Genomic DNA, 22,287 nt, shown 5'->3' on the forward strand with positions numbered 1-22,287 from the left:
CTCGGCGATGTGAAACACCGACAGGCATCAGGTGGCGGTGGGGTCACCGCGGCTGCGACGGGCGCGGCGTGCACAGGGGCGAAGGTCAGCGCCGCCACGGTCAGCAGACGGCAGACCCGTGCGGTGGCGCTCATGACAAGCTCAGCCCCCGGACCATGCTGTACACGCCGGTCAACCAGGCGGCCAGGGGCACCACCGCGACAAGCGCCAGGTATTCCGCAACCTGAACACCCTGTCGAACAATGGGATTCGATGGCGCACGGCCCACCTGGCAGTACAGTACGGTCACGCCGGCGATGACGGCGGCCGCGCCGAGCCAATAGGTGTGCTCGGTCACGGTACGCAGTGCCACAATGTGGGCGGCGAGCAGTGCGCACAGCCCGGCGGCACTGGATACCACCCGTCGTCTGGGATCGACGTGGGACCGTTGACGCAGCAGCAGCAGGATTCCGACGTCGGCGGCGAACGCGACAACTACGGCGGGCGAGGTCTGTGGCTGAGCGGTGACCGCGGCGACCCCGGTGGCGGCTGCGCAAGACCACCCCGCGACCAGGCCGGTCAGGACGAGGTGTGCGAGTGCCGCCCGCGAGGCGGTGACATCCGAGCGCGCCGGGCCCAGGCCGGCCGCCACGATCGTCAGCTTCGGCGCGAGGGACAGGCCGGCCAGCGACAGCACGGTCAGCGCGACGCCACCCTCCGCCAGCGTGGCCGCAGTGGCCAGGGTGATCGCCCCGACCGCGGCGACCGTCGCCGTCGCCGCCGCGAGTGCCGTCAGCACGGCGATGTCGCCACACGCCAGGCGCAGCAGCAGGATCGAGGCGGCGAATCCACAGGACGCGGCGAGCAGCACTGCGGCCGGCCATGGCGCGTCGGGCACCGCGAGAAATCCGGACGTCACCGCCAGCGCAACCACGCCCGGGCTCAACACGGTGACCGCCCAGGACGTGATGGGCGAATCCGCCGCGGCGTTCTCGACGGCCATCCGGGCCACGACGCCGCCGGGATCACCCACGGTCCTGCAGGGCGCAGGCGGTGCCTCGGTGCTGAGCAGGATCAAGTCGCCGTCCTCAACGGCGTTCTGCTGCAGGGACATCGAAGTATCGACCCGGGTGCCTCCTATGCGGGTCAGATACCAGTGCGCTGCGTCCGTCGTCGCGACCTTCTCGCCGACAGCGGCGTCGACGATCGACGGGAGCAACACGCCGACCGGGCAGTCGGCGGGCAGCATCAGGTCGACCGTCGTCGGTTGCTGCAGTCCCGTGACGTGGACGGCCAACCTGCACAACGTATCCGGCACACCGTCAACGTAACCCGGTCCGCGGCCGCGGCTGCGCAGAACTTCGTCGCCTGTGGATGGAACGAAGTCGTCACCCGGTGCGTCTATTCGTCAATGGATCCGCACGCCACGTCGCCTCCGCGGCCTCCGGTCATGCCGGGAGGTCAGATCGTCCTGGACGCACCTCCGGAGCTGCCGAACCCGACACCGGTGAGCCCGATGGCGCGGCTGATGCCCGTGGTGATGCTCGCAGCGATGGCGGGGATGAGCGTGCTGTACCTGACATCCGGCCACTCCGCGGCGCGCAATCCGATGTTCCTGTTCTTTCCGGCGATGATGCTCGTCTCGGTGATCGGCACCCTCGCCTACAGTGCCCGTGGGACGGGTCGTATCACCGAGATCAACGTCCAGCGCGCCCAGTACCTGCGTTACCTGGTCACCCTCGATGACACCTTGGCGGACTGCGCGCAGCATCAACACCTGACTCTGTACCGAATCCACCCCGACCCCGGGGCGCTGTGGACGCTGGCCGGCACCGAGCGGATGTGGGAACGGACCCCAGAGCACCCGCAGTTCGGTTCGGTGCGGGTCGGGGTGGGAGAGCAACCGTCGGCCACCACCGTGGTGGCACCCGAACTCGACTCCGATGACAGTGCAGACCCGGTCACCACCGGCGCGGCTCGCCGGTTGGTGAGCCGCCGAGCGACCGTCGGTGGGGTCCCTGTCACGGTGCAGCTGCGGTCGACCGCCGTCGTCGCCGTCGCGGGTCCGGCCGCGCACGCCCGTGCGGTGGTGCGTGCCCTGGTGTGCCAGGTCGCGGTGCTGCACCACCCGTGCCTGATCGGCATCGCCGTGATGTCCGGACCGGGGGCGCGCGCAGCCTGGGACTGGCTGAAGTGGCTCCCGCACCACAGCGCGACCGCCACCGGCAGGCATCGCGTGGTGGTCGTCGACGGTTGTGAGGCGCCGGCACCGGCCGACGGGCTGACCGTCGTCGAGATCGACGCCGACGACGGCGGGGCGGCGGTCGCCATGACTGCGGATGCCGACGGACTGGCCGTCGCATGTGACGTGTTGTCCCTTCCGGATGCGCTGGCGTGTGCCCGGCGGTTGGCGCGTCACCTCCCGTCGACAGCCACCGCGCACCATCAACGGGGCGCGGCAGACTGGTTGGGATTGCTCGGCATCGACGACGCCGAGCGGATCGATGCGGACCGGATGTGGTCCGCCGCCCGTGGGCAGCCGCCACTGCGCGTGCCCATCGGCACCGCGGAGGACGGCACCGTCGTCGAGTTGGACATCAGGGAGGCGGCCGCGGGTGGAGTCGGACCACATGGGCTGTGCGTGGGCGCTACCGGCTCGGGCAAGTCGGAGTTCTTGCGCACCCTGACGCTGGGCATGATCGCCACGCACTCTCCAGAGGTGCTCAACCTCGTTCTGGTCGACTTCAAGGGTGGCGCCACCTTCCTCGGCATGGAGCAGGCCCGGCACGTCTCTGCGGTGATCACCAATCTCGCCGACGAGGCGCCACTGGTGTCCCGGATGCGCGAGGCGCTCTCCGGTGAGGTCCATCGTCGCCAGGAGATACTCAGGGCTGCCGGAAATCTCGCCAACATCAGCGAGTACGACAACGCCCGCGCCCGGAACCGGGGCCTGCCCGCGCTGCCCGCCTTGTTCGTCGTGGTCGACGAGTTCTCCGAACTGCTCAGCCAGCACCCGGATTTCGCAGAGCTGTTCGTGGCGATCGGTCGGTTGGGCCGATCGCTGGGCATGCATCTGTTGCTGGCGAGCCAGCGTCTCGACGAGGGCAGGCTGCGCGGACTGGAAACTCACCTGTCCTACCGGGTGTGCCTGAAGACGTTCTCGGCGAGCGAATCCCGCGCGGTCCTCGGTGTGGCCGACGCCTACCATCTGCCGTCGCAGCCGGGAGCGGCGTACCTGAAAACCGCCTCCGGGGCGGTGACCCGGTTCCAGGCCGCGTTCGTATCAGGAGGGTACACACCCCGGCGTCCACCGGGCGGGACCGTCGACCGGCCGGCGGCGGTGCTCTTCACGCCGTCGACCGCGGCGCCTCCGCGCCACCCGGCCACGCCTGCGGACACCGCGCTCCCGCAGCGGTCGGTACTGGACACGGTGCTGTGCGGGCTGGCCGGTCAGGGCCCCGCCGCGCACCAGGTGTGGTTGCCGCCGCTCGGCCGGTCTCCCCGTCTCGGGGAACTGTTGCAGTGCGCACCCGCGGCGCACCTGCGGGTACCGATCGGGTTGGTGGACCGCCCGTACGAACAGCGCCACGAGCAACTGGTCGTCGACCTCTCGGGCGCGGCAGGCAACGTCGCGGTCGTCGGTGCGCCACGGTCGGGCAAGTCGACGACGCTGCGGACTGTGCTCAGTGCGCTGGCCGCCACCCATGACGCCGGCGACGTTCAGTTCTACTGCCTGGACTTCGGTGGCGGGGCGCTGGCTGCGCTCGCCGGACTTCCGCACGTCGGTTCGGTCGCCGGCCGTCGTGAGCCCGACCGGTGCCGGCGCACGGTGGCCGCGTTGGAGGCGGTGCTGCGCCGCCGGGAGGCGGCTTTCCAGCGTCTGGGTGTCGACTCATACGCCGAGTACCGCCGGACCCGCGAATCGGCCGACGACCCCTACGGCGAGGTGTTCCTGGTGATCGACGGGTGGGCTGTGGTGCGTCAGGAGTTCGACGCGCTGGAGGCGCCGGTCACCGCCCTTGCCGCACAGGGGTTGTCGTACGGCCTGCATGTGATGATCGCCGCGGGCCGCTGGGCGGACCTACGGCCGGCGTTGAAGGACCAGATCGCGACGCGGATCGAGCTGCGGCTCGGTGATCCCGCAGAATCCGAGATGGATCGCCGGCGCGCCCGCGAGCTGGCCGAGCGCGCGCCGGGGCGGGGGATCACCCGTGAGGGACGTGAGTTCGCGATCGCGCTGCCGCACCTCGACCCGGTCGGTTGCCGGGCCGGCGGGGCCGCCCCGCCGGTCGAACTGCTGCCCACACTGGTGGAGCACCGCAGCCTGGTCGGCGCAGCGGCCCCGCACCGGGCGCTGGAAGTTCTGCTGGGAGTCGGCGAACGCGACCTCGCGCCGGTGCTGCTGGACTTCGCCGAACACCCCCATCTGCTCGTGCTCGGCGAAGGGGAATGTGGCAAGACGGCGGTGCTGCGACTGCTGTGCACCGAGCTGGTCCGCACCCGTACCCCGAGCCAGATGCAGCTCGAGATCGTCGATTTCCGTCGCACCCTGCTCGGGGTCATCGAGTCGGAACACCTGCGCGGTTATTCGGTGTCGAGCACGGCGCTGACGTCGCGGATGACGGCGCTGACCGACCAACTGACCGAGCGGATGCCCGACGAGCACGTCACGCAGCAACAGCTGCGGGACCGCTCCTGGTGGGCCGGACCGGAGATCTACGTCGTCGTCGACGACTACGACCTGGTCGCGGGTGCCACCGGCAACCCGTTGACGCCGCTGGCCGACTTCTTGCCGCACGCAAAGGATCTCGGTCTGCACGTCGTCGTCGCCCGCCGTTCCGGTGGGGCCGCTCGGGCGATGTTCGATCCCGTCCTGGCCCGGCTACGCGACATGGGATGCTCCGGGCTGATGATGAGCGCCGCGCCCGACGAGGGGGTGCTGCTCGGCACCTCCCGGCCCGGCCCGCTGCCCCCGGGACGTGGCACGGTCACCGCCCGCGGCAGACCCGAGGAACTGCTCCAGGTGGGCTGGGTGCCGCCACCATGACGACGACCGTGATCGAGATCGGTCCGCAGACCGTCCGCGGGTCCGACGCCGACGCACCGCAGGAATGGGCCACGGTCGCTATCGAGTGCATCGACGACCGGTTGGCGCTGCTCGGCGAGCGCCTCGTCGAGGTCCGGTCGCTGTGGTCGCAGGTGCTCGACGTCGTCGCCGCCGAGTGCACCGGGACACTGGTGCTGATCTTCCCGACCTGGTGGTCCTCGGCGCGCATCGAACTCGTCACTGATTCGGCATCCCGCGGTGCGACCGAAGTGGTGGTGTTGAAACGGTCTTCGATTCTGGCGCTGGACGGTGCAGCCGTAGTCGAGTTCGCCGAGGACTTCGTGGTGATCACCTCCGGCGCAACCACCACGGTGTTGCCGCGCGCCGGGAGCGACGTCGCGCCTTACCTTCGCGCGTCGAGTGCGGTTGTGTTCGATGTGCCCGCGGGCGTGGCACCGCCGGAGCCGGTGTTCACCGCGTGCCTGCATACCGCGGCGGTCACGGTGGAACACAGCGACCGACAGCGTGTACTGGCCGCGGCGAATACCGCAGTGCCACATCCTGCCCCGGACCGCCCGGTGGGCATGACGCTCCACCACAGGCGGCGACTCGTCGCGGTGCTGGCCGGGGCCGCCGTGTCGGTGGCCGCGGCCGGCGGGGGATGGGCAGCGCAGGCGCTGTCGGGTCAGCAGCCCGCCGGCTCCGCCACCGCGCTGATTGTCGAGGGCCGGGTAGCGGTTCGGGTGCCCGCACGGTGGACAGTCGAACGCATCACTTCCGGCCCCGGGTCGGCCCGGGTACGGGTGGCGGCACCCACCGGTGACCCGACCGCCCTGCACATCACCCAGTCTGTCGGCCAGGTGTCCGAGACACTGCACGATCTGGCCGAATCGCTGAGTCGGGCAGTGCAATACGAGACACCCGGGGTGTTCACCGACTTCGATCCGGACGGCAGTGTCGGCAGCAGGCCGGCGGTGACGTATCGCGAACGGCGAGTGGGCAGTGAGACCGCCTGGTCGGTGGTGATCGACGGCGCGACCCGTATCGCCATCGGATGCCAGGGATCTCCGGCGCAGCGCGACGTGATCGACACCGTGTGCGTCCAGGCCGTCGAGTCCGCACGGGTGTTGCCCTGAGAACGCGGGAACCGAACCGGCCTCCGTCGCGTCGTAACTACATACCGTTCGTCACATCACGAAAGGACCGCCATGACCAGCCTCTCAGGCCCCTCGAGTACCTCGGGTTCCGCGCTCACCACCGACTTCGACCTGATGGTCTCGGTTGCCGGCAAGACCGATGCCCGCAACGAGGAGATCCGGGCCATGCTGAAGTCCTTCATCGGCAGGATGAACAGCGTGCCGCCGTCGGTGTGGGGCGGTGTCGCCGCCGGCCGCTTCCATGACGTGATCCAGCGTTGGGACGCCGAGTCACTTCGGCTGCACACGGCGCTGCAGCGGATCTCGGAGACCATCCGGGACAACGAGCGGCTGCTGCGGGAGGCCACCGACAGTCACGCGCAGCGCATCGGCGCCGTCGCCGGAAACCTCTGAGGAGCATCCCTGTGAACCCGATGCTGTCCTATGACTTCGGCGAGATCGAATACACCGTCCGCCAGGAGATCCACTCCACCTCGGCCCGACTGAACGCGGCGCTCGACGACCTACGTGCCCAGATCGCGCCGCTGCAGGCCACCTGGACGCGGGAGGCGGCTGACGCCTACCGCATCGAGCAGGGACGCTGGGAGCAGGCCGCGGCGGCGCTCAACGACATCCTGCTGAGTCTGGGCAATGCAGTACGCGACGGCGCCGACGAGGTGGCCGCCGTCGATCGCAGTGCGGCCAGGGCCTGGGGCATCTGAGTCCGGCCACGGATTTCTGTGCGGCCCCCGGGCGGAGGAGAGCCGGTCGGGGGCCGCACAGTACTGCCGGCGGCCGGTGTGGACTATGGTGGCGGCACAGCCGACGGTGAGGAGCGTGGACGCCGGTGGCAACTCCGGACACGGCGCACGAACAGACCGGCGCGAGGCTGACGCCTTCGCCGTCGCGGCTGCGTGCGGTCCACGAGTTGTTCGTCGCCGGTGAGGTCGACGCGAGCTACCTGAACTCGAACGCGGTGCGGCCGATCGTTGCCCAGAGCTGGCAGCGCAGTCTGGCCGGGGGTGTCGATCCCGATCTCGGCGGAGCGCGCCCGTCGCCCGCCGTCACCGCGGTGGACCGGTTACGCGAGACGCACCCGCTGGCACCCGCGATCCCGGTCATCCGCCGGTTACTCGTCGACGAAGCCGTCGACTCCGGTGTTGTGGTGGCCGTCAGCGGCGCCGACGGGACGCTGTTGTGGGTCGAGGGAGACCCGACCGCCTGTCGCAGGGCCGAGGCGATGAACTTCGTGCCCGGCGCCGACTGGAGTGAATCGGGCACCGGCACCAACGCTCCGGGGACGGCGCTGGCTCTGGACACCGAACTGCAGATCCGGGGTTCAGAGCATTTCTCGCGCGTCGTGCAGACCTGGAGTTGCACTGCCGCGCCGGTGCACGACCCCACGACCGGCGCGCTGCTGGGCGCCATCGACCTGACCGGAGGTCCCGCGGTGGCGACCTCGCAGACGCTGGCGCTGGTGCGCGCGACGGCGGTGGCCGTCGAGAACCACCTCGGACTGCTGCGGCTGGCCGGCGCCGGCGCCCAAACCGCGGCCCGTAGGCCACATCTCGTCGTCCTCGGTGGTGATCGGCCGCGCTGGGTGACCACCGACAGCTACGGACACCTGCGGACCAGCCCGCTCACCGGCCGCCACGCCGACATCCTGGTCCTGCTCAGCAGGCATCCGGAAGGACTGTCCGCCGACCATCTGGCTGTGCTGCTCGACGACAAGGACCTCGACGTCGTCACGGTGCGTGCCGAGATGTCGCGGTTGCGCAAGGTCATCGGAGCCGAGAATCTCGGCTCCCGCCCCTACCGGCTGCTGGCGCCCATCACCAGCGATGTCGCCGAGGTCTTCGACGCGCTCGACGGCGGCGACGTGGAGTCGGCGCTGACCCGCTACCCCGGTCCGTTGCTGGCGCACTCGGTGTCTCCGGCGATCGCGCGGCTGCGCACCCAGCTGTCGGCGACGCTGCGCGGCGCGGTGCTCGCCGAGAGCGCCCGGGGGCGTGCGGACCTGCTGCGGCGCTGGCTCGATCTCCCCGAAGGCCGCGACGACCGGGACGGCTGGCAGGCGCTGTGCGACAACGCCGGACTCGACGCGTTGGCCCGGGCCCAGGCCGACGGGCATCTCGCAGGCCTGGACTTCGAGCTGGGCGGAACCTGAGCAACTCCCGGTACGGCGCCCGTGAGCTGCGAACACTCCGGGTGTAAACGCGAGTTGTCAAGAGCGACAACCTGTTCGAGGATCGGAGTATGGACTTCCGGACCTATGCCGAGTTCCTCCCGTCGGCCTACACCGCCGACATGACGGCGCCGGCCAGCACCTGGTGGCAGTGGCGCCAGACGCGGGTGCACATCGCCCGGGCCGCGGTGCCCGGGGCGGCGGTGCGCGCGATGGTGATCCACGGGGGCGGCGGGTACAGCGGCGCCCTCTGGCCCGCGGCAGCGGTCGCGGCCGGCGCCGGCGTCGACGTCCTCGCCCCGGACCTGCCGCTCTACGGCGACACCATCGAACCCGACCCGGCCCGGGTCCGATACGACGACTGGATCGACCTGCTCTGCGATCTGGTGCGCGCCGAACGCGCTGCCGACCCCCGGCCGCTGATCCTGTTCGGCGCCAGCATGGGCGGGATGCTCGCCTACGAGGTCGCGGCGCGAACCCGGGAGGTGGCCGCGGTGGTGGCGACCTGTCTGCTCGACTTGTCCGACGCGCGAGCACGTGCCGCCGCCACCCGGTTCCCCTGGATGGGACGCTCGGCGCCGGCTTTGCTGCGCACGATCGATCCCCTGCTCGGTCGGGTCCGGCTACCCATCCGATGGCTGGCCGACATGGCCGCCATGAGCACCGACCCGCGGCTGTCGCGGCTGTGTGCGACGGATCCACGCGGTGGCGGGGTGAGCGTTCCACTGGGCTTTCTGTCCAGCTGGATGAACTACCCGCACACCACCCCGGAGTCGTTCGACGCGGCGCCGGTCACGCTGGTCGCGCCCGCCGCGGATACCTGGACCCCGCCGGCGCTGAGCATCCGCTTCCTGCGCCGCATCGGCGCACCGACCCGGTTGGTCATGCTGGACAACTGCGGACACTTCCCGATCGAAGAACCGGGCCTGGCACAGCTGCGCGCCACGATGTCGGAAACGGTCACCGCGGTGGCGGCGCAAGCCGATCGACCGTGAGCACCAGCGCCTCGACGTCGAAACCGTGCCGGGTCATCACCCGATGCACCTGCGCGTCGATCGTGTGGACCAGCATCCGGGCCGTGCCCTCCACGTCGTCGCCTCCGCGGTCGCAGCGCTTCAGATGGAACGCCACCTCGTCAGCGATCCGGTCCTCGAAGACGCGTAGCTGCTCGAGTTGACCGGCGGTCTGCGGCGCCATGCGGTGCAGTAGGGCGTGCAGCCGGGGCCGCTCGCTGTGTAGTCCGACAATCGTCTCGAGCAACGTGCGCATGGTGGCGTCGAATGGGCCGGCGTCGTCACGAAGCTGTGCGAACACCTCGGTCAAGCGGCGGTCCGCGTCGCGCACATGACGCTCGGCCACCGCGTGCAACAGCGAGAGCTTGTCGGGAAAGTACTGGTAGAGCGTCCCGATCGACATTCCTGCACGCTCGGCGATCCGGTTGGTCGTCGCCGCCAAGCCTTCCCGCGAGAACACCTGCGCGGCCGCCTCCACGAGCGTGTTCACGGTTTCCCGAGAGCGCTGCTGGCGGGGCTTGCGGCGTGGTTCGGCGATACCTCGAATTCTGCTCGACGATGCAACCGTGGTGCAACGGTTGTCGGCGTAGGTTCAGTGACACACGACACACACTGTGTGTGACGACCGGACACGTCGACGAAGACATCGACCAAAACCAGGGAGATTCACCATGACCGTGTACGCACGCCCCGGCGCCGAGGGCTCACTGATGTCGTTCAAGCCCCGCTACGAGAACTTCATCGGCGGCGAGTGGGTGGCGCCGACCGCCGGACGGTACTTCGAGAACCCGACACCGATCACCGGCCAGACGTTCTGCGAGATCCCGCGCTCCGACGAATCCGATGTCGAGAAGGCCCTCGACGCCGCCCACGCCGCCGCCCCGGCCTGGGGCAAGACGTCGGCCGCCGAGCGTGCGGTGATGCTCAACAAGATCGCCGACCGCATCGAGGAGAACCTCGAATCGATCGCGCTCGCCGAGGCCTGGGACAACGGCAAGCCGATCCGCGAGACGCTCAACGCCGACATCCCGTTGGCAGTGGATCACTTCCGGTACTTCGCCGGGGCGATCCGGGCGCAGGAAGGTTCGCTGTCGGAGATCGACGGCGACACCGTCGCCTACCACTTCCACGAGCCGCTCGGCGTGGTCGGGCAGATCATCCCGTGGAACTTCCCGATCCTGATGGCCGTCTGGAAGCTGGCGCCGGCGCTGGCCGCGGGCAATGCGATCGTGCTCAAGCCCGCCGAGCAGACCCCGGCTTCCATCCTGTATCTGCTCGAGGTGATCGGTGACCTGCTGCCCGCAGGTGTGCTCAACGTGGTCAACGGATTCGGCGTCGAAACGGGCAAGCCGCTGGCGTCGAGCAACCGCATCGCCAAGATCGCGTTCACCGGCGAGACCACCACCGGCCGGCTGATCATGCAGTACGCATCCCAGAACCTGATCCCGGTCACGCTGGAGCTGGGCGGCAAGAGCCCGAACATCTTCTTCAACGACGTGCTGGCTGCGGCCGACAACTATCAGGACAAGGCGCTCGAGGGCTTCACGATGTTCGCCCTCAACCAGGGCGAGGTGTGCACCTGCCCGTCGCGTTCGCTGATCCAGGCCGACATCTACGACGAGTTCCTCGAGCTGGCGGCGATCCGCACCAAGGCGGTGCGCCAGGGCGACCCGCTGGACACCGAGACGATGATCGGCGCCCAGGCGTCCAATGATCAGCTCGAGAAGATCCTGTCCTACATCGAGATCGGCAAGAGTGAGGGCGCCAAGGTGGTCACCGGTGGTGAGCGCGCACAGCTCGGCGGTGACCTCAACGGCGGTTACTACGTCGCCCCGACGATCTTCACCGGCAACAACAAGATGCGGGTGTTCCAGGAGGAGATCTTCGGACCGGTGGTGGCGGTGACGTCGTTCACCGACTACGAAGACGCGATCGGCATCGCCAACGACACCCTGTACGGTCTCGGTGCCGGTGTGTGGAGCCGTGACGGCAACACCGCCTACCGCGCCGGCCGTGACATCAAGGCCGGCCGCGTGTGGACCAACTGCTACCACCAGTACCCCGCGCACGCCGCGTTCGGCGGATACAAGCAGTCCGGCATCGGCCGCGAGAATCACAAGATGATGCTCGACCATTACCAGCAGACGAAGAACCTGCTGGTGAGCTACAGCGACAAGGCCCAGGGATTTTTCTGACCCCTGACCCCCGCGGGACCCGAATCGAAGTAGAGGAGCAGCGTGGCCGAATTCGTCGTGTCCATTGACCAGGGCACCACCAGTACTCGGGCAATGGTCTTCGACCACGCCGGCGCGGAAGTCGGCCGTCATCAGCTCGAACACGAGCAGATCCTGCCGCGGGCGGGCTGGGTGGAGCACAATCCGGTCGAGATCTGGGAGCGCACCGCGTCGGTGCTGACCTCGGTGCTCAACAACACCAACCTGCAGCCGAGCGACCTTGCGGCACTGGGTATCACCAATCAGCGTGAGACGGCTCTGGTGTGGAACAAGCGCACCGGGCGGCCCTACTACAACGCGATCGTCTGGCAGGACACCCGTACCGATCGGATCGCGACCGCGTTGGACCGGGACGGCAGGGGTGATGTCATTCGCCGAAAGGCCGGCCTGCCGCCGGCCACGTACTTCTCCGCCGGCAAGGTGCAGTGGATCCTGGAGAATGTCGACGGGGTCCGCGAGGCCGCGGAGAAAGGTGACGCGATCTTCGGCAACAGCGACACCTGGGTGGTTTGGAACCTCACCGGGGGTCCGCGCGGCGGGGTGCACGTCACCGATGTCACCAATGCCAGCCGCACGATGCTGATGGATCTCGAGACGCTGGACTGGGACGACGAACTGTTGTCGTTCTTCGGTATTCCGCGCCAGATGCTTCCCCGTATCGCGCCTTCGTCCTCGCCGGAGCCGTACGGGATGACGTTGGCCACCGGACCGCTCGGTGGCGAGGTCTCGGTGTCGGGGATCCTCGGCGACCAGCAGGCTGCGATGGTCGGGCAGGTATGTCTGGCACCCGGGGAGGCCAAGAACACCTATGGCACCGGCAATTTCCTGCTGCTGAACACCGGCGAGAAGATCGTGCGTTCGGAGAACGGCTTGCTGACCACGCTGTGCTACCAGTTCGGCGACGCGAAACCGGTTTACGCCCTTGAGGGTTCGATCGCCGTGACCGGTTCTGCGGTGCAATGGCTGCGAGATCAGCTGGGAATCATCAGCGGGGCTGCACAGAGTGAGGCACTGGCCCGTCAGGTCGAGGACAACGGTGGGGTGTACTTCGTGCCGGCGTTCTCCGGACTGTTCGCGCCGTACTGGCGCTCCGATGCCCGGGGTGCGATCGTCGGGTTGTCGCGCTTCAACACCAACGCCCACGTGGCCCGGGCGACACTGGAGGCGATCTGCTACCAGAGCCGTGATGTCGTCGATGCGATGGAAGCCGACTCCGGGGTGCATCTGGAGGTGCTCAAGGTCGACGGCGGGATCACGGCCAACGACCTGTGTATGCAGATTCAAGCCGATGTGCTCGGTGTTGATGTCGTGAAACCTGTTGTGGCGGAGACGACCGCACTGGGCGCGGCGTACGCGGCAGGTCTGGCCGTGGGGTTCTGGTCGGATCCAGACGAGTTGCGGGAGAACTGGCAGGAGGACAAGCGCTGGTCACCCCAGTGGTCCGAGGATCAGCGCGCCGATGGATACGCGGGCTGGAAAAAGGCTGTGCAACGCACCCTGGATTGGGTCGACGTGTCCTGATCAGAGCGCTGCGGCGCCGGCCTCGGCGACAGATACATCCTGCTCGACGCTACCCGCGCTGACCCCGATCGCCCCGATCACGACACCGTCGACCGTCAACGGGATGCCGCCGCCGAAGATCACCATGCCGCCGGATGTCTGTTCCAGGCCGTACAACTCGGCGCCCGGCTGCACCAGCGGCATCAGTGCGCTGGTAGGGGCATTCATCAGGATCGAGGTGCGGGCCTTGCGGATCGAGATGTCGATGCTGGCCTTGATCGCACCATCCATCCGGACGAACGCCACCAGATGGCCACCGTCATCGACCACGGCGATATTCATCGGCTGTGCGATCTCACCGGCCTTCGCGGTCGCGGCGTCGATCACGTCCGAGGCGACGGACAGGGAGATGGCACTCATGGTCGGACCTTTCGAATAGGGTTAGAGGCAACATTTTTCGCGATCTCTTGCGTACCACCATGATAGTGCCCGCGGGCGGGACCTCGACGGGGTTTCCTCTCAGCCGCCGCTTCGTGCCGCTCGAGCCTAGCCAAAAGCTCACCTCTGGACCAGTTTTCACCGATCTTCTGGGGAGTAAGTAGCGGGGACGTCCTCGGAACGGCACACCGCTGCTCGTCATGGAAAACACTTGACGAGTACCCGTCAGAGAGGTTGTGGCCAGTGTCGAACATCGACATCTTCGTCTGGGAGTTCCTGGGCACTGCGATTCTGTGCCTGCTCGGCAGCGGTTCGGTGGCGTCGGTGGCGCTGAAGAACTCGTTCTCCCACGGGGGTGGCGGTGACTGGTTGATCATCGTGCTGGGCTGGGGCTTCGGTGTCTTCGCCGGCGCGAGCGTCGCTGCCCCCGCGGGTGGGCACATCAATCCGGCTGTGACTCTGGCAGTGGCCATCTCCGGTGGCGTGCCGTGGATGTCGGTGCCGGTGTTCTGGGCGGGTCAGCTGCTCGGGGCATTCGTGGGTGCGTGGCTGGCTTGGGCGGCGTTCAAATTGCAGTTCGACAAGAGTGAGGACAACGCCGGAACCCGCGCGATTTTCTGTACCTCGCCGGCCGTGCCGCACACACCGTGGAACTTGGTGACCGAGGCCATCGCCACGTTCGTGTTGATCATATGGGTGCTGACGAACCCGGAGGCGAACTCGACGCTCGGCTTTGCGGCGGTGGCTTTCGTGGTGATCACCATCGGCTTCGCGCTCGGCGGACCGACCGGCTATGCCATCAACCCCGCTCGCGACCTCGGACCGAGGATCGCCTACGCGCTGCTGCCGATCAAGGGCAAAGCCGGCCCCGACTGGGGGTATTCCTGGGTGCCGGTCGTCGGGCCGCTGATCGGCGCGACGTTGGCCGCAGGATTGGCGCTGGGGTTGCCATGATCAACCGGATCTGGCCGTCGTCGGCTGCTGCGGTGCGGCATGACCGGGGACAAAGCCCGCCACCGCGCCGATCACCGTCGTCGCCGGGGGACCGATACCGGCTGCGTGGGCCGCAGCGGCGATCGTGTCCAGGCTGCCGCGGACCACGCGCTGGTGGGGCAGGCTTCCGTCGGCGACCACGGCTGCCGGCGTTCGGGCGTCCAGACCGCCGCAGACCAACGCCTGGGCGATCGCGTCCAGGTTCGCGACGGCCATCATCAAGATGATTGTCGTGTTCGCCTGTGCCAGTGCGGCATAGTTCACCGCCGACTGCGGATGCCCGGGCGGGACGTGGCCTGAAATCACCGTGAATCCCTGGGTGAGGCCGCGGTGGGTGGCGGGGATCATCGCCGAGGCCGGCGCCGCGATCGCGGAACTGACCCCGGGTATCACGTCGACGGGCACACCGGCCCGCACGCATTCGTCGACCTCCTCGCCACCGCGACCGAAGACGAAGCCGTCGCCACCTTTGAGGCGTACCACCGTTCTGCCTTCCAGCGCGTGGTCGATCAGCAACGCGTTGATCTGACGCTGCTCGGTGCGGTGTCCCCCGGGAATCTTCGAGACGTCGATGATGTGTGCATGCGGCGCGAGTTCGGTGAGTGCGGCCACCGGGGCAAGCCGGTCGGTGACGATGACGTCCGCACCGGCGATCGCGTCCCGGCCCGCCACGGTCAACAACCCTGGGTCTCCGGGGCCACCTCCGACCAGGGTCACGCTGCCGGCGTCGGTGGCGTGGGCGCGCGGCTGATCGTGGTGAATGCAGAACACCCCGTGATCGCCGGCTGTTTCGGCGATCCAGGCATCCACCGCACGTTCCCCGGTGCATGCGAAAATCAGGTCAGCCGAACCGATATCGGCCGGGGTGAAGTCCCGACGACGGAGGGTGATCATCTCCCGGTCCGCCAGGTCGCACAGATAGGCGGTCGGTGCGGGGCAGGTCACGGTCACCACCGCACCTGCCCGAATCGACGATGCCGTCGCCGTCATCGCCTGCCCGGACGAACCGACTACCGCCACTCGGCGGCCGGCGACCGGCAGGTCCACCGACATGGTCAGCGCCGCAGCATCACCCATCGTGTACAGCGGAGAGGTAGTCGGCGGTTCCCCGGTGATTGCCCCGAAGAACGGTGGCGACCAGCGCGGCGCGCCTGCGCACCCCGAACTTGTCCATGATGTTGTGCAGGTGGAACTTCACGGTTGCCTCCGAGATGAACAGCTTGGTCGCTATCGCCCGGTTGTCGAGTCCCTCGGTGAGCAGGCCCAGCACCTCTCGTTCTCGTCGCGTCAGGATCGGTGAGTAGTCGGTCGCAGAATCGGCGCGCTGGGAGCGCAGTTCCGAGATGAGCGCGTCGGCGCTGTGTGCGTCGAGCGCCCTCTGACCGTTGATCACTCGCAGCACCGTGTGGAGCAACTCCGTCGAGGGTGATGTGCGATGCACCAGAGCATCGGCGCCGGCTTTGATCAGATCCAGCGCCTGGGTAGACGTGCCGTCACCGTCGATGATGACGACGACCTTCGGCACCGGCTCCAGCTCTGCCAGCAGCGCTGAAAGGGGTAGGCCAGGATCGACACCCACCACGAGTAGGTCCGGTCGCAATGAGCGTAAGTGGTCCAGCAACCCGGGCCCATACCGCAACTCGCCGGCGAATTCGGCGCCGCGGGCCTGCGCCACCACGTGCATCAGCCCGTGACGCAGCAGCTCGTCGTTCATCACGAACACCGTGCGCAGTCGTGCAGGATCAGCGAAACCAGCACGCGCATCGGTGATTCCGCGCGGGTGGCGCGTCTGCGGCCAACCCATGATTGACTCCGTCCTGCCGGTCAGCGGGGCGCAATGTTATCGCGGGTTTCGTTGCACCAACGTTGCAAAGTGTCCTATTCGGCGAGCACGCAGTCGCCGCAGAGTCCGGATCGAGGCGCCAGATAGAACAGGCAGCAGCTTCGCCGGACGAACCGGCCGTGGGCATACGTGGCGGTCCCGGTGAGCAGTTCGGTATCGAGTAGTGCCCGCACCAGGTCGCGACCTGCGCTCTCGCGGTGCGGTTGCGACATCGACAGCACGGTCACCGCGCCGTTGGCTGCCGAGATCACATTTCCCCAGCTCACTTGCGGCGGCAGCGACACCAGGCCGTCCAGTGCGGCATTGAGCGGGCCGAGGACGCCACGCACCAGTGAGTCTGCGATCAGCGTCGCCGCACGTGCTGGTGTGGCGGCGTCGACCCAATCGATATCGGTGGCGGCGAAGTGCGGAACGTGCTTCGGTGTGGGTCGCCAGGTCAGCGACTCGGGACCGAGCGACGGCACCACCCCGAAACAGCTCGCGGCCCCGACGGCCGGGGACAGCAGTCGCGCGGTGATACCCAGCTGAAACGATGACGCGGCCGATTTGACGGGGATCTCGCTGCGTCCGCAACCCACCGAGTCCGCGATGGCCGCGCGGGTCCGCTCCACCAAGTCGCGCAACACGGTCTCATCGAGCAACTTTGGCAGAGCCCGCCATTCACCGTCGTCCTGCGCAGGCAACACGAAGTACTCCCCGAGCCCAGCGATCTCCGCGCGCAGTGCCGCGCGGTCGGCCGGATCGCGGGCAGGGGCGTTCATGGGGTCCCACGCTAACCGCCTGAAGCACTGCAACGTTGCTGCAACGTGATGCGAGCCACAATTGGTCCACGCGCGACCGAACTCACCCTTTGGAGAAGTGCATGACGCAACCGACCCTCGACCCCGCGGTGGACTACCCGCTCAGCCTCCACCGCAGGGATCTGCTGTTCACCCCCACCGGCAAAACGATCGATGACATCACCATCGACTCGGTGGTGTCCGGCGACGTCCAGGCCGCCGATCTGCGCATCACCCCTGACACGCTGCGGTTGCAGGCGCAGATCGCCGAGAAGGACGGCCGCAGGCAATTGGGAGCCAACCTGCATCGCGCCGCCGAGATGACCGCGATCAGCGACGAGCGCGTGTTGGAGATCTACAACGCGTTGCGTCCGAATGCGTCGACGAAAGCCGAACTCGAAGCCATCGCCGAGGAACTTCACACCGAGTACCACGCGACATTTCTCGCGGAACTGGTCCGCGAGGCAGCCGACGTGTACGAGCGTCGCGACATTCTGGCCACCGGAGAATAGGACACGAGGATGACGGCAGAGACAATCCACCAGCCGGCCGGCAGCGGAGACGGCGTCCGGCATTCCGCACGAACCGAGGTTCTCGAAGGCCGCCCGGTCAATCTCGACGGCTTCGTCGAGGAGTGGCCCGAAGTGGGCATGGTCGCCATGGACAGCGCCTTCGATCCCGAACCCGGCGTCAGGGTTCACAACGGCGTGATCGTGGAGATGGATGGCGTCTCCCGCGCCGACTTCGACTTCATCGACCAGTTCATCGCCGACAAGGCGCTCGACGTCGAGACCACCGAGGAGTCGATGGCGTTGCCCACCGACGAGATCGCCCGCATGCTCGTGGACCCGAGCGTGTCCCGTAAAGAGGTCATCGCTGTCACCAACGGACTGACGCCGGCGAAGCTGCTCGAGGTGGCTAAGAAGCTCAACATCGTCGAGATCATGATGGGCATGCAGAAGATGCGTGCCCGGCGTACCCCCGCCAACCAGGCGCACTGCACCAGCGCCCGAGACAATCCGCTGCAGGTGGCATGCGAGGCCGCTGAAGCCGCCATCCGCGGATTCGCAGAGGTGGAAACGACTTTGGGTGTCGTTCGATACGCACCGCTGGTCGCCATGGCGCTGCAGATCGGCAGCCAGGTCAGCCCGGGTGGCCCGCTGACCCAGTGTGCGCTGGAGGAGGCGACGGAGCTCGAGCTCGGGATGCGGGGTATCACCGGCTACGCGGAGACCATCTCGGTGTACGGCACCGAACCGGTCTTCGTCGACGGCGACGACACCCCGTGGTCGAAGGCGTTTCTGGCCGCGGCCTACGCTTCACGCGGTATCAAGATGCGCTTCACCTCTGGCACGGGATCGGAGGTGCAGATGGGTAACGCGCAGGGAAAGTCCATGCTGTACCTGGAGATTCGCTGCATTCTGGTCGCGAAGGGCGCCGGCGTGCAGGGGCTGCAGAACGGCTCGATCTCCTGTATCGGTGTCCCGGGCGCGGTGCCTGCCGGCATCCGTGCGGTCGCCGCCGAGAACCTGATCGCCTCTGCGGTCGACCTCGAGTGTGCCTCAGGCAATGATCAGTCGTTCTCTCATTCGGCGATGCGCAGGACCGCCCGGTTGATGCCGCAGATGATGCCGGGGACCGACTTCGTGTGCTCCGGCTACTCCGCGACCCCCAACTACGACAACATGTTCGCGGGGTCGAACGTCGACAGCGACGATTTCGACGATTTCAACACCATCCAGCGAGATCTCCAGATCGACGGTGGACTGCGTCATGTGAAGGAATCCGACATCCTCGCGGTGCGCACCCGGGCGGCCAAAGCGCTGCAGGCAGTGTTCGGCTATCTGGACCTCCCGCCGATCACCGACGCGGAGATCGAGGCAGCGGTGTACGCCAACGGAAGTCGTGATCTGGTTCCGCGTGACGTGCTCGAGGATCTCAAGGGCGCTCAGCGGGTGATGGACCGCAACATCACCGGTCTGGATCTGGTGAAGGCCCTGGAGTCGACGGGCTTCACCGACATGGCCGAGAATCTGCTGGCCGTTCTGCGGCAGCGGGTGTCAGGTGATCTGCTGCAGACATCGGCGATCATGACCCCGTCTCTGGAACCGCTCTCTGCGGTCAACGATGCCAATGACTACGCCGGGCCCGGGACGGGATATCGACCGACTGGCGCGCGCTGGGAAGAAATGAAGAAGTTGCGCCACGTGACCAGCGCATCCAACCCCGAAATGGAGGTGGAATGACCGTACCAACCGATCTGCAGGAAGGGCAGCGGACGATCTCGTTCAGCGAGATCGGTCCGGCCGAGCGGGGCGACCGTCCCGACGAGGTGGTGCTGGCGATCTCGCCGGCCTTCGGCAGCTTGTTCACCCAGACGATCATCGGACTGCCGCACGCCGAGGTGATCCGTCAGATTCTCGCCGGTATCGAGGAACAGGAAGTGAGCGCGCGAATCATCCGGGTGCAGAGCAGTTCTGACCTCGCGCAGATGGCGCACACCGCTGCCAAGCTGTCGGGTTCGGGCATCGGCATCGGCATACTGGCCCGTGGCACCTCGATGATCCACCAGCGTGACTTGCCCCGGCTGTCCAGCCTGGAACTGTTTCCGCAGTGCCCGCTGCTGACCCTCGAGACCTACCGCAATATCGGCTCCAATGCCGCTCAATACGCCAAAGGTGAATCACCGGAGCCGGTTCCGACCCTCAACGACCAGATGGCCCGGCCACGCTGGCAGGCGAAGGCGGCGCTGCTTCACCTCAAGGAGACCGAGCTGATACGTAAGGGTGCGCGTCCGGTCGAGGTGGTCCCGGAGTTCTCCGCGGCGACGATCGCTCAGTAGGAGCAGCCTTGGTGCATCGGACGGTCGTGGGGGTCGACATCGGCAACTCGACCACCGAGGCGAGTCTTGCCACGATAGGTGCGGCCGGCTCCGTCGAATACGTCGGCGCGGCACTGACCCGCACCACGGGCGTCAAAGGCACGGTCAACAACGTCGAGGGCGTCGCCACATCGGTGATGCGGTCCCTGGCGACTGCGCGGATCCCGCCGGCCGAACTCGACCTGGTGCTCCTCAACGAGGCCACACCGGTGATCAGTGGGCTTTCCATGGAGACCATCACCGAGACGATCATCACCGAGTCGACCATGATCGGTCACGATCCGCGGACGCCCGGAGGGCGGGGACTGGGAGTCGGCACCATTGTCGGCGTCGGGGCCCTGGCCGACACCGGACCCGGGAAACCGGTGATAGTCCTGGTGTCCGCGGGCGCCGACTTCGACGCCACCGCCGCGGCAATCAACACCGCGGTCGGACGCGGAGTGGACGTGACTGCAGCGATCCTGGGCAACGACGACGCCGTGCTGGTGGCCAACCGTCTGACTGCCGCGATCCCGATCGTCGACGAGGTCTCGCGCATCGACCTGGTACCGGTGGGGATGGTCGCCGCCGTCGAGGTCGCCGGTCCCGGTCAGTCCATCCGCACGTTGTCGAATGCGTACGGGCTGGCCACCATCTTCGGACTCGACCCCGGCCAGACCAAAGCGGTGTCGCCCGTCGCACGGGCACTGACCGGCAACAGGTCGGCCGTCGTTGTACGAACCCCGTCCGGTGACGTCGAGGACCGCGTCATCCCGGCCGGCTCGCTGGACCTGCTCGGTGAGAACAGGCGCGCGAGGGTGGATGTGTCACGGGGCGCCGCCGACATCATGACCGAGGTGGCCCGGGTGGGCCCGCTGCGAGACGTCGTCGGGGAGTCCGGCACCAACACCGGCGGGATGATCGCCACTGTCCGCCAGAGCATGGCCGACCTGACCGAGCACGCCCCTGCCGATGTGCACATCGGCGACCTGCTGGCCATCGACACGATGGTGCCGCAGGAGGTCCGAGGTGGAGTCGCGGGCGAGGTCGCACTGGAGAACGCCGTCGCACTGGCGGCGATGGTCCGCACCAGGGAAAGCGGAATGCAGGCCGTCGCGGACGCTGTTGCCACCGAGCTGCGCCACGCGGGGGCCACCCGGGTCGAGGTAGTCGTCGGCGGTGTCGAGGCAGAGATGGCGGTGCGCGGCGCGCTCACCACGCCGGGCACCGACAAGCCGCTGGTGGTTCTCGATCTCGGCGGTGGGTCCACCGATGCGGCGGTGCTGGAGGCCGACGACCACACCGGCGCCAGCCATCTGGCGGGCGCGGGTGATCTGGTCACCAAGCTCATCGACGCCGAGTTGGGGCTCGACAACCTGGAGCTGGCCGAAGAGATCAAGCGCTGCCCACTGGGCAAGGCGGAGAGCTTCTTTCATATCCGGCTGGAGAACGGCACCGCCCAGTTCTTCGACACGCCGTTGCCGTCGACGGCGTTCGCGCGGGTCGTCGCGCTGGGCGAATCCGGGATGACCCCGATACCCACCCGGCATTCGATGGACCGGATCAGGACGGTACGCCGGACGGCCAAAACGCGGGTGTTCGTGGTGAACGCGCTGCGGGCGTTGCGCGCCATCACACCGGGCGCGGACCTGCGACAGATCGGCTTCGTGGTGCTGCTCGGCGGTTCCGCGCTCGATTTCGAGATACCCGAGCTCATCGCCGACGCGGTGGCGCCCTTCGGCATAGTCTGCGGCACCGGGAATGTCCGGGGCACCGAAGGGCCGCGCAATGCGGTGGCGTCCGGCCTTGTTGCGGCCCACGTTTCAGCGCTGAGCAATGACGGTGTCCGAGTCCATGGCTGACGGGGGTCAGCCGGACAGGCCGGCCATCCTGGTGCTCAGTTGCACCCGTGGGCCGGTCGAACGCGAGGTGCTGGCCGGAATCGAGGAGGAGGGGGTGCCGTTCGTGGTCGAGCGTTGCGGCGGTGCTGAGGACGCGAACATTCTCGGCCGGCGCGCCGCCGGCCGTTCCACGCTCGGCGTCGGAGTGGGCATCGACGGCCACGGCCGCGTCTCGGTCCGGCACCAGAAGTTGGCCGAGTCGCCGTCCGGGCTGTCCACCGACGAGGTCACGGATCCGCAGGCCGCCCGCACCCTCGGCCACAATGCGGCCCGCCTCGTGGTGGGTATCCCGCTGCGCACCGAAGAATTTCCGTGAGTCGCGCACCGGAAAGTCCGCTAGCGCAACATGATCAAACTCGTAGCGTGGGGACGCAGCGAT

20 protein-coding genes are annotated in these 22,287 nt (G+C 67.9%); 14 read left to right on the forward strand and 6 right to left on the reverse strand.

All coding sequences use genetic code 11. The features are described from left to right. Window positions 1–130: 130 nt before the first annotated feature. Window positions 131–1,297 (reverse strand): type VII secretion integral membrane protein EccD, encoded by a 1,167-nt coding sequence (gene eccD / locus BEMPMBAN_RS22595; protein WP_159233503.1) that lies wholly within the window; start codon window positions 1,295–1,297, stop codon window positions 131–133. Between the two features lie 132 nt (window positions 1,298–1,429). Here eccD and eccCa point away from each other — a divergent pair, with 132 nt between their 5' ends. The 6 genes from eccCa to BEMPMBAN_RS22625 all read left to right on the forward strand — a co-directional run bounded on the left by eccCa (window position 1,430) and on the right by BEMPMBAN_RS22625 (window position 9,342). Next, window positions 1,430–5,026 carry a type VII secretion protein EccCa gene (eccCa, locus tag BEMPMBAN_RS22600; protein WP_159233504.1) on the forward strand — a complete coding sequence of 1,199 codons (3,597 nt, stop codon included), beginning with the start codon at window positions 1,430–1,432 and terminating at the stop codon, window positions 5,024–5,026. Beyond that, on the forward strand, window positions 5,023–6,162 hold the full coding sequence (locus tag BEMPMBAN_RS22605) for a type VII secretion-associated protein (RefSeq protein ID WP_159233505.1): 1,140 nt from the start codon (window positions 5,023–5,025) through the stop codon (window positions 6,160–6,162). Before eccCa ends, BEMPMBAN_RS22605 begins: the two co-directional genes overlap by 4 nt. A gap of 72 nt (window positions 6,163–6,234) precedes the next feature. Then, the gene (locus BEMPMBAN_RS22610; RefSeq protein ID WP_159233506.1) at window positions 6,235–6,576 is read left to right on the forward strand and encodes a WXG100 family type VII secretion target; all 342 of its coding nucleotides are present in this window, start codon (window positions 6,235–6,237) and stop codon (window positions 6,574–6,576) included. 11 nt (window positions 6,577–6,587) lie between these two features. Then, entirely contained in the window at window positions 6,588–6,884 is a 297-nt protein-coding gene (locus tag BEMPMBAN_RS22615; protein WP_159233507.1) for a WXG100 family type VII secretion target, read from the forward strand. 125 nt (window positions 6,885–7,009) lie between these two features. Next, the gene (locus BEMPMBAN_RS22620; RefSeq protein WP_159233508.1) at window positions 7,010–8,329 is read left to right on the forward strand and encodes a helix-turn-helix domain-containing protein; all 1,320 of its coding nucleotides are present in this window, start codon (window positions 7,010–7,012) and stop codon (window positions 8,327–8,329) included. A gap of 89 nt (window positions 8,330–8,418) precedes the next feature. Further along, on the forward strand, window positions 8,419–9,342 hold the full coding sequence (locus tag BEMPMBAN_RS22625; protein WP_159233509.1) for an alpha/beta hydrolase: 924 nt from the start codon (window positions 8,419–8,421) through the stop codon (window positions 9,340–9,342). On the opposite strand, the gene BEMPMBAN_RS22630 is transcribed toward BEMPMBAN_RS22625, so the two are convergent. Then, on the reverse strand, window positions 9,308–9,850 hold the full coding sequence (locus BEMPMBAN_RS22630; protein ID WP_159233510.1) for a TetR/AcrR family transcriptional regulator: 543 nt from the start codon (window positions 9,848–9,850) through the stop codon (window positions 9,308–9,310). The two genes, BEMPMBAN_RS22625 and BEMPMBAN_RS22630, sit on opposite strands and share 35 nt — an antisense overlap. Before the next feature lie 181 nt (window positions 9,851–10,031). On the opposite strand from BEMPMBAN_RS22630, the gene adh reads away from it, so the two are divergent. Both adh and glpK read left to right on the forward strand, forming a co-directional pair. After that, on the forward strand, window positions 10,032–11,555 hold the full coding sequence (gene adh / locus BEMPMBAN_RS22635; protein ID WP_159233511.1) for an aldehyde dehydrogenase: 1,524 nt from the start codon (window positions 10,032–10,034) through the stop codon (window positions 11,553–11,555). A 42-nt stretch (window positions 11,556–11,597) separates the two neighbouring features. Next, complete coding sequence (gene glpK, locus BEMPMBAN_RS22640; protein WP_159233512.1) at window positions 11,598–13,115, forward strand: glycerol kinase GlpK; 1,518 nt, start codon at window positions 11,598–11,600, stop codon at window positions 13,113–13,115. Here the strand turns inward: glpK and BEMPMBAN_RS22645 are convergent, their stop codons facing one another. Continuing rightward, on the reverse strand, window positions 13,116–13,514 hold the full coding sequence (locus BEMPMBAN_RS22645) for a GlcG/HbpS family heme-binding protein (RefSeq protein ID WP_159233513.1): 399 nt from the start codon (window positions 13,512–13,514) through the stop codon (window positions 13,116–13,118). Between the two features lie 261 nt (window positions 13,515–13,775). On the opposite strand from BEMPMBAN_RS22645, the gene BEMPMBAN_RS22650 reads away from it, so the two are divergent. Continuing rightward, a complete protein-coding gene (locus BEMPMBAN_RS22650) occupies window positions 13,776–14,486 on the forward strand; it encodes an MIP/aquaporin family protein (protein ID WP_159233514.1) in 711 nt (236 codons plus the stop codon). On the opposite strand, the gene cobA is transcribed toward BEMPMBAN_RS22650, so the two are convergent. The 3 genes from cobA to BEMPMBAN_RS22665 form a co-directional block, all read right to left on the reverse strand. Then, window positions 14,487–15,602, reverse strand: a complete 1,116-nt coding sequence (cobA, locus tag BEMPMBAN_RS22655) for a uroporphyrinogen-III C-methyltransferase (protein ID WP_159233515.1) — start codon at window positions 15,600–15,602, stop codon at window positions 14,487–14,489. Then, window positions 15,595–16,329 carry a response regulator transcription factor gene (locus BEMPMBAN_RS22660; protein WP_200846087.1) on the reverse strand — a complete coding sequence of 245 codons (735 nt, stop codon included), beginning with the start codon at window positions 16,327–16,329 and terminating at the stop codon, window positions 15,595–15,597. The genes cobA and BEMPMBAN_RS22660 overlap by 8 nt, the downstream gene beginning before the upstream one ends. A gap of 74 nt (window positions 16,330–16,403) precedes the next feature. Next, window positions 16,404–17,129, reverse strand: coding sequence for a (2Fe-2S)-binding protein (locus tag BEMPMBAN_RS22665; protein WP_159233516.1), 726 nt, complete (start codon window positions 17,127–17,129; stop codon window positions 16,404–16,406). Window positions 17,130–17,230: 101 nt separating this feature from the next. On the opposite strand from BEMPMBAN_RS22665, the gene BEMPMBAN_RS22670 reads away from it, so the two are divergent. Genes BEMPMBAN_RS22670 through BEMPMBAN_RS22690 form a run of 5 tightly spaced genes read left to right on the forward strand, consistent with a single transcriptional unit; the run spans window position 17,231 to window position 22,224 of the window. Then, the gene (locus tag BEMPMBAN_RS22670) at window positions 17,231–17,659 is read left to right on the forward strand and encodes a diol dehydratase small subunit (RefSeq protein WP_159233517.1); all 429 of its coding nucleotides are present in this window, start codon (window positions 17,231–17,233) and stop codon (window positions 17,657–17,659) included. Window positions 17,660–17,668: 9 nt separating this feature from the next. Then, complete coding sequence (locus BEMPMBAN_RS22675) at window positions 17,669–19,393, forward strand: propanediol/glycerol family dehydratase large subunit (RefSeq protein ID WP_159233518.1); 1,725 nt, start codon at window positions 17,669–17,671, stop codon at window positions 19,391–19,393. Then, window positions 19,390–19,989: a propanediol/glycerol family dehydratase medium subunit gene (locus BEMPMBAN_RS22680; protein WP_159233519.1), complete on the forward strand. Its 600-nt coding sequence runs from the start codon at window positions 19,390–19,392 to the stop codon at window positions 19,987–19,989. The genes BEMPMBAN_RS22675 and BEMPMBAN_RS22680 overlap by 4 nt, the downstream gene beginning before the upstream one ends. Before the next feature lie 11 nt (window positions 19,990–20,000). Continuing rightward, complete coding sequence (locus BEMPMBAN_RS22685) at window positions 20,001–21,869, forward strand: diol dehydratase reactivase subunit alpha (protein ID WP_159233520.1); 1,869 nt, start codon at window positions 20,001–20,003, stop codon at window positions 21,867–21,869. Further along, complete coding sequence (locus BEMPMBAN_RS22690; protein ID WP_159233521.1) at window positions 21,862–22,224, forward strand: glycerol dehydratase reactivase beta/small subunit family protein; 363 nt, start codon at window positions 21,862–21,864, stop codon at window positions 22,222–22,224. Before BEMPMBAN_RS22685 ends, BEMPMBAN_RS22690 begins: the two co-directional genes overlap by 8 nt. Window positions 22,225–22,287 lie beyond the last annotated feature (63 nt).

The organism is Mycolicibacterium austroafricanum, from assembly GCF_902705885.1.
GTDB lineage: Bacteria > Actinomycetota > Actinomycetes > Mycobacteriales > Mycobacteriaceae > Mycobacterium > Mycobacterium vanbaalenii_A.

What these genes read in the sequence shown, in the direction of transcription:
- cobA (WP_159233515.1), bottom strand. Translation starts at nt 15,602, where the DNA reads ATGGGTGATGCTGCGGCGCTGACCATGTCGGTGGACCTGCCGGTCGCC.
- BEMPMBAN_RS22670 (WP_159233517.1), top strand. Translation starts at nt 17,231, where the DNA reads ATGACGCAACCGACCCTCGACCCCGCGGTGGACTACCCGCTCAGCCTC.
- BEMPMBAN_RS22660 (WP_200846087.1), bottom strand. Translation starts at nt 16,329, where the DNA reads ATGGGTTGGCCGCAGACGCGCCACCCGCGCGGAATCACCGATGCGCGT.
- BEMPMBAN_RS22690 (WP_159233521.1), top strand. Translation starts at nt 21,862, where the DNA reads ATGGCTGACGGGGGTCAGCCGGACAGGCCGGCCATCCTGGTGCTCAGT.
- adh (WP_159233511.1), top strand. Translation starts at nt 10,032, where the DNA reads ATGACCGTGTACGCACGCCCCGGCGCCGAGGGCTCACTGATGTCGTTC.
- BEMPMBAN_RS22625 (WP_159233509.1), top strand. Translation starts at nt 8,419, where the DNA reads ATGGACTTCCGGACCTATGCCGAGTTCCTCCCGTCGGCCTACACCGCC.
- BEMPMBAN_RS22605 (WP_159233505.1), top strand. Translation starts at nt 5,023, where the DNA reads ATGACGACGACCGTGATCGAGATCGGTCCGCAGACCGTCCGCGGGTCC.
- BEMPMBAN_RS22610 (WP_159233506.1), top strand. Translation starts at nt 6,235, where the DNA reads ATGACCAGCCTCTCAGGCCCCTCGAGTACCTCGGGTTCCGCGCTCACC.
- BEMPMBAN_RS22665 (WP_159233516.1), bottom strand. Translation starts at nt 17,129, where the DNA reads ATGAACGCCCCTGCCCGCGATCCGGCCGACCGCGCGGCACTGCGCGCG.
- BEMPMBAN_RS22675 (WP_159233518.1), top strand. Translation starts at nt 17,669, where the DNA reads ATGACGGCAGAGACAATCCACCAGCCGGCCGGCAGCGGAGACGGCGTC.
- BEMPMBAN_RS22680 (WP_159233519.1), top strand. Translation starts at nt 19,390, where the DNA reads ATGACCGTACCAACCGATCTGCAGGAAGGGCAGCGGACGATCTCGTTC.
- BEMPMBAN_RS22645 (WP_159233513.1), bottom strand. Translation starts at nt 13,514, where the DNA reads ATGAGTGCCATCTCCCTGTCCGTCGCCTCGGACGTGATCGACGCCGCG.
- eccCa (WP_159233504.1), top strand. Translation starts at nt 1,430, where the DNA reads ATGCCGGGAGGTCAGATCGTCCTGGACGCACCTCCGGAGCTGCCGAAC.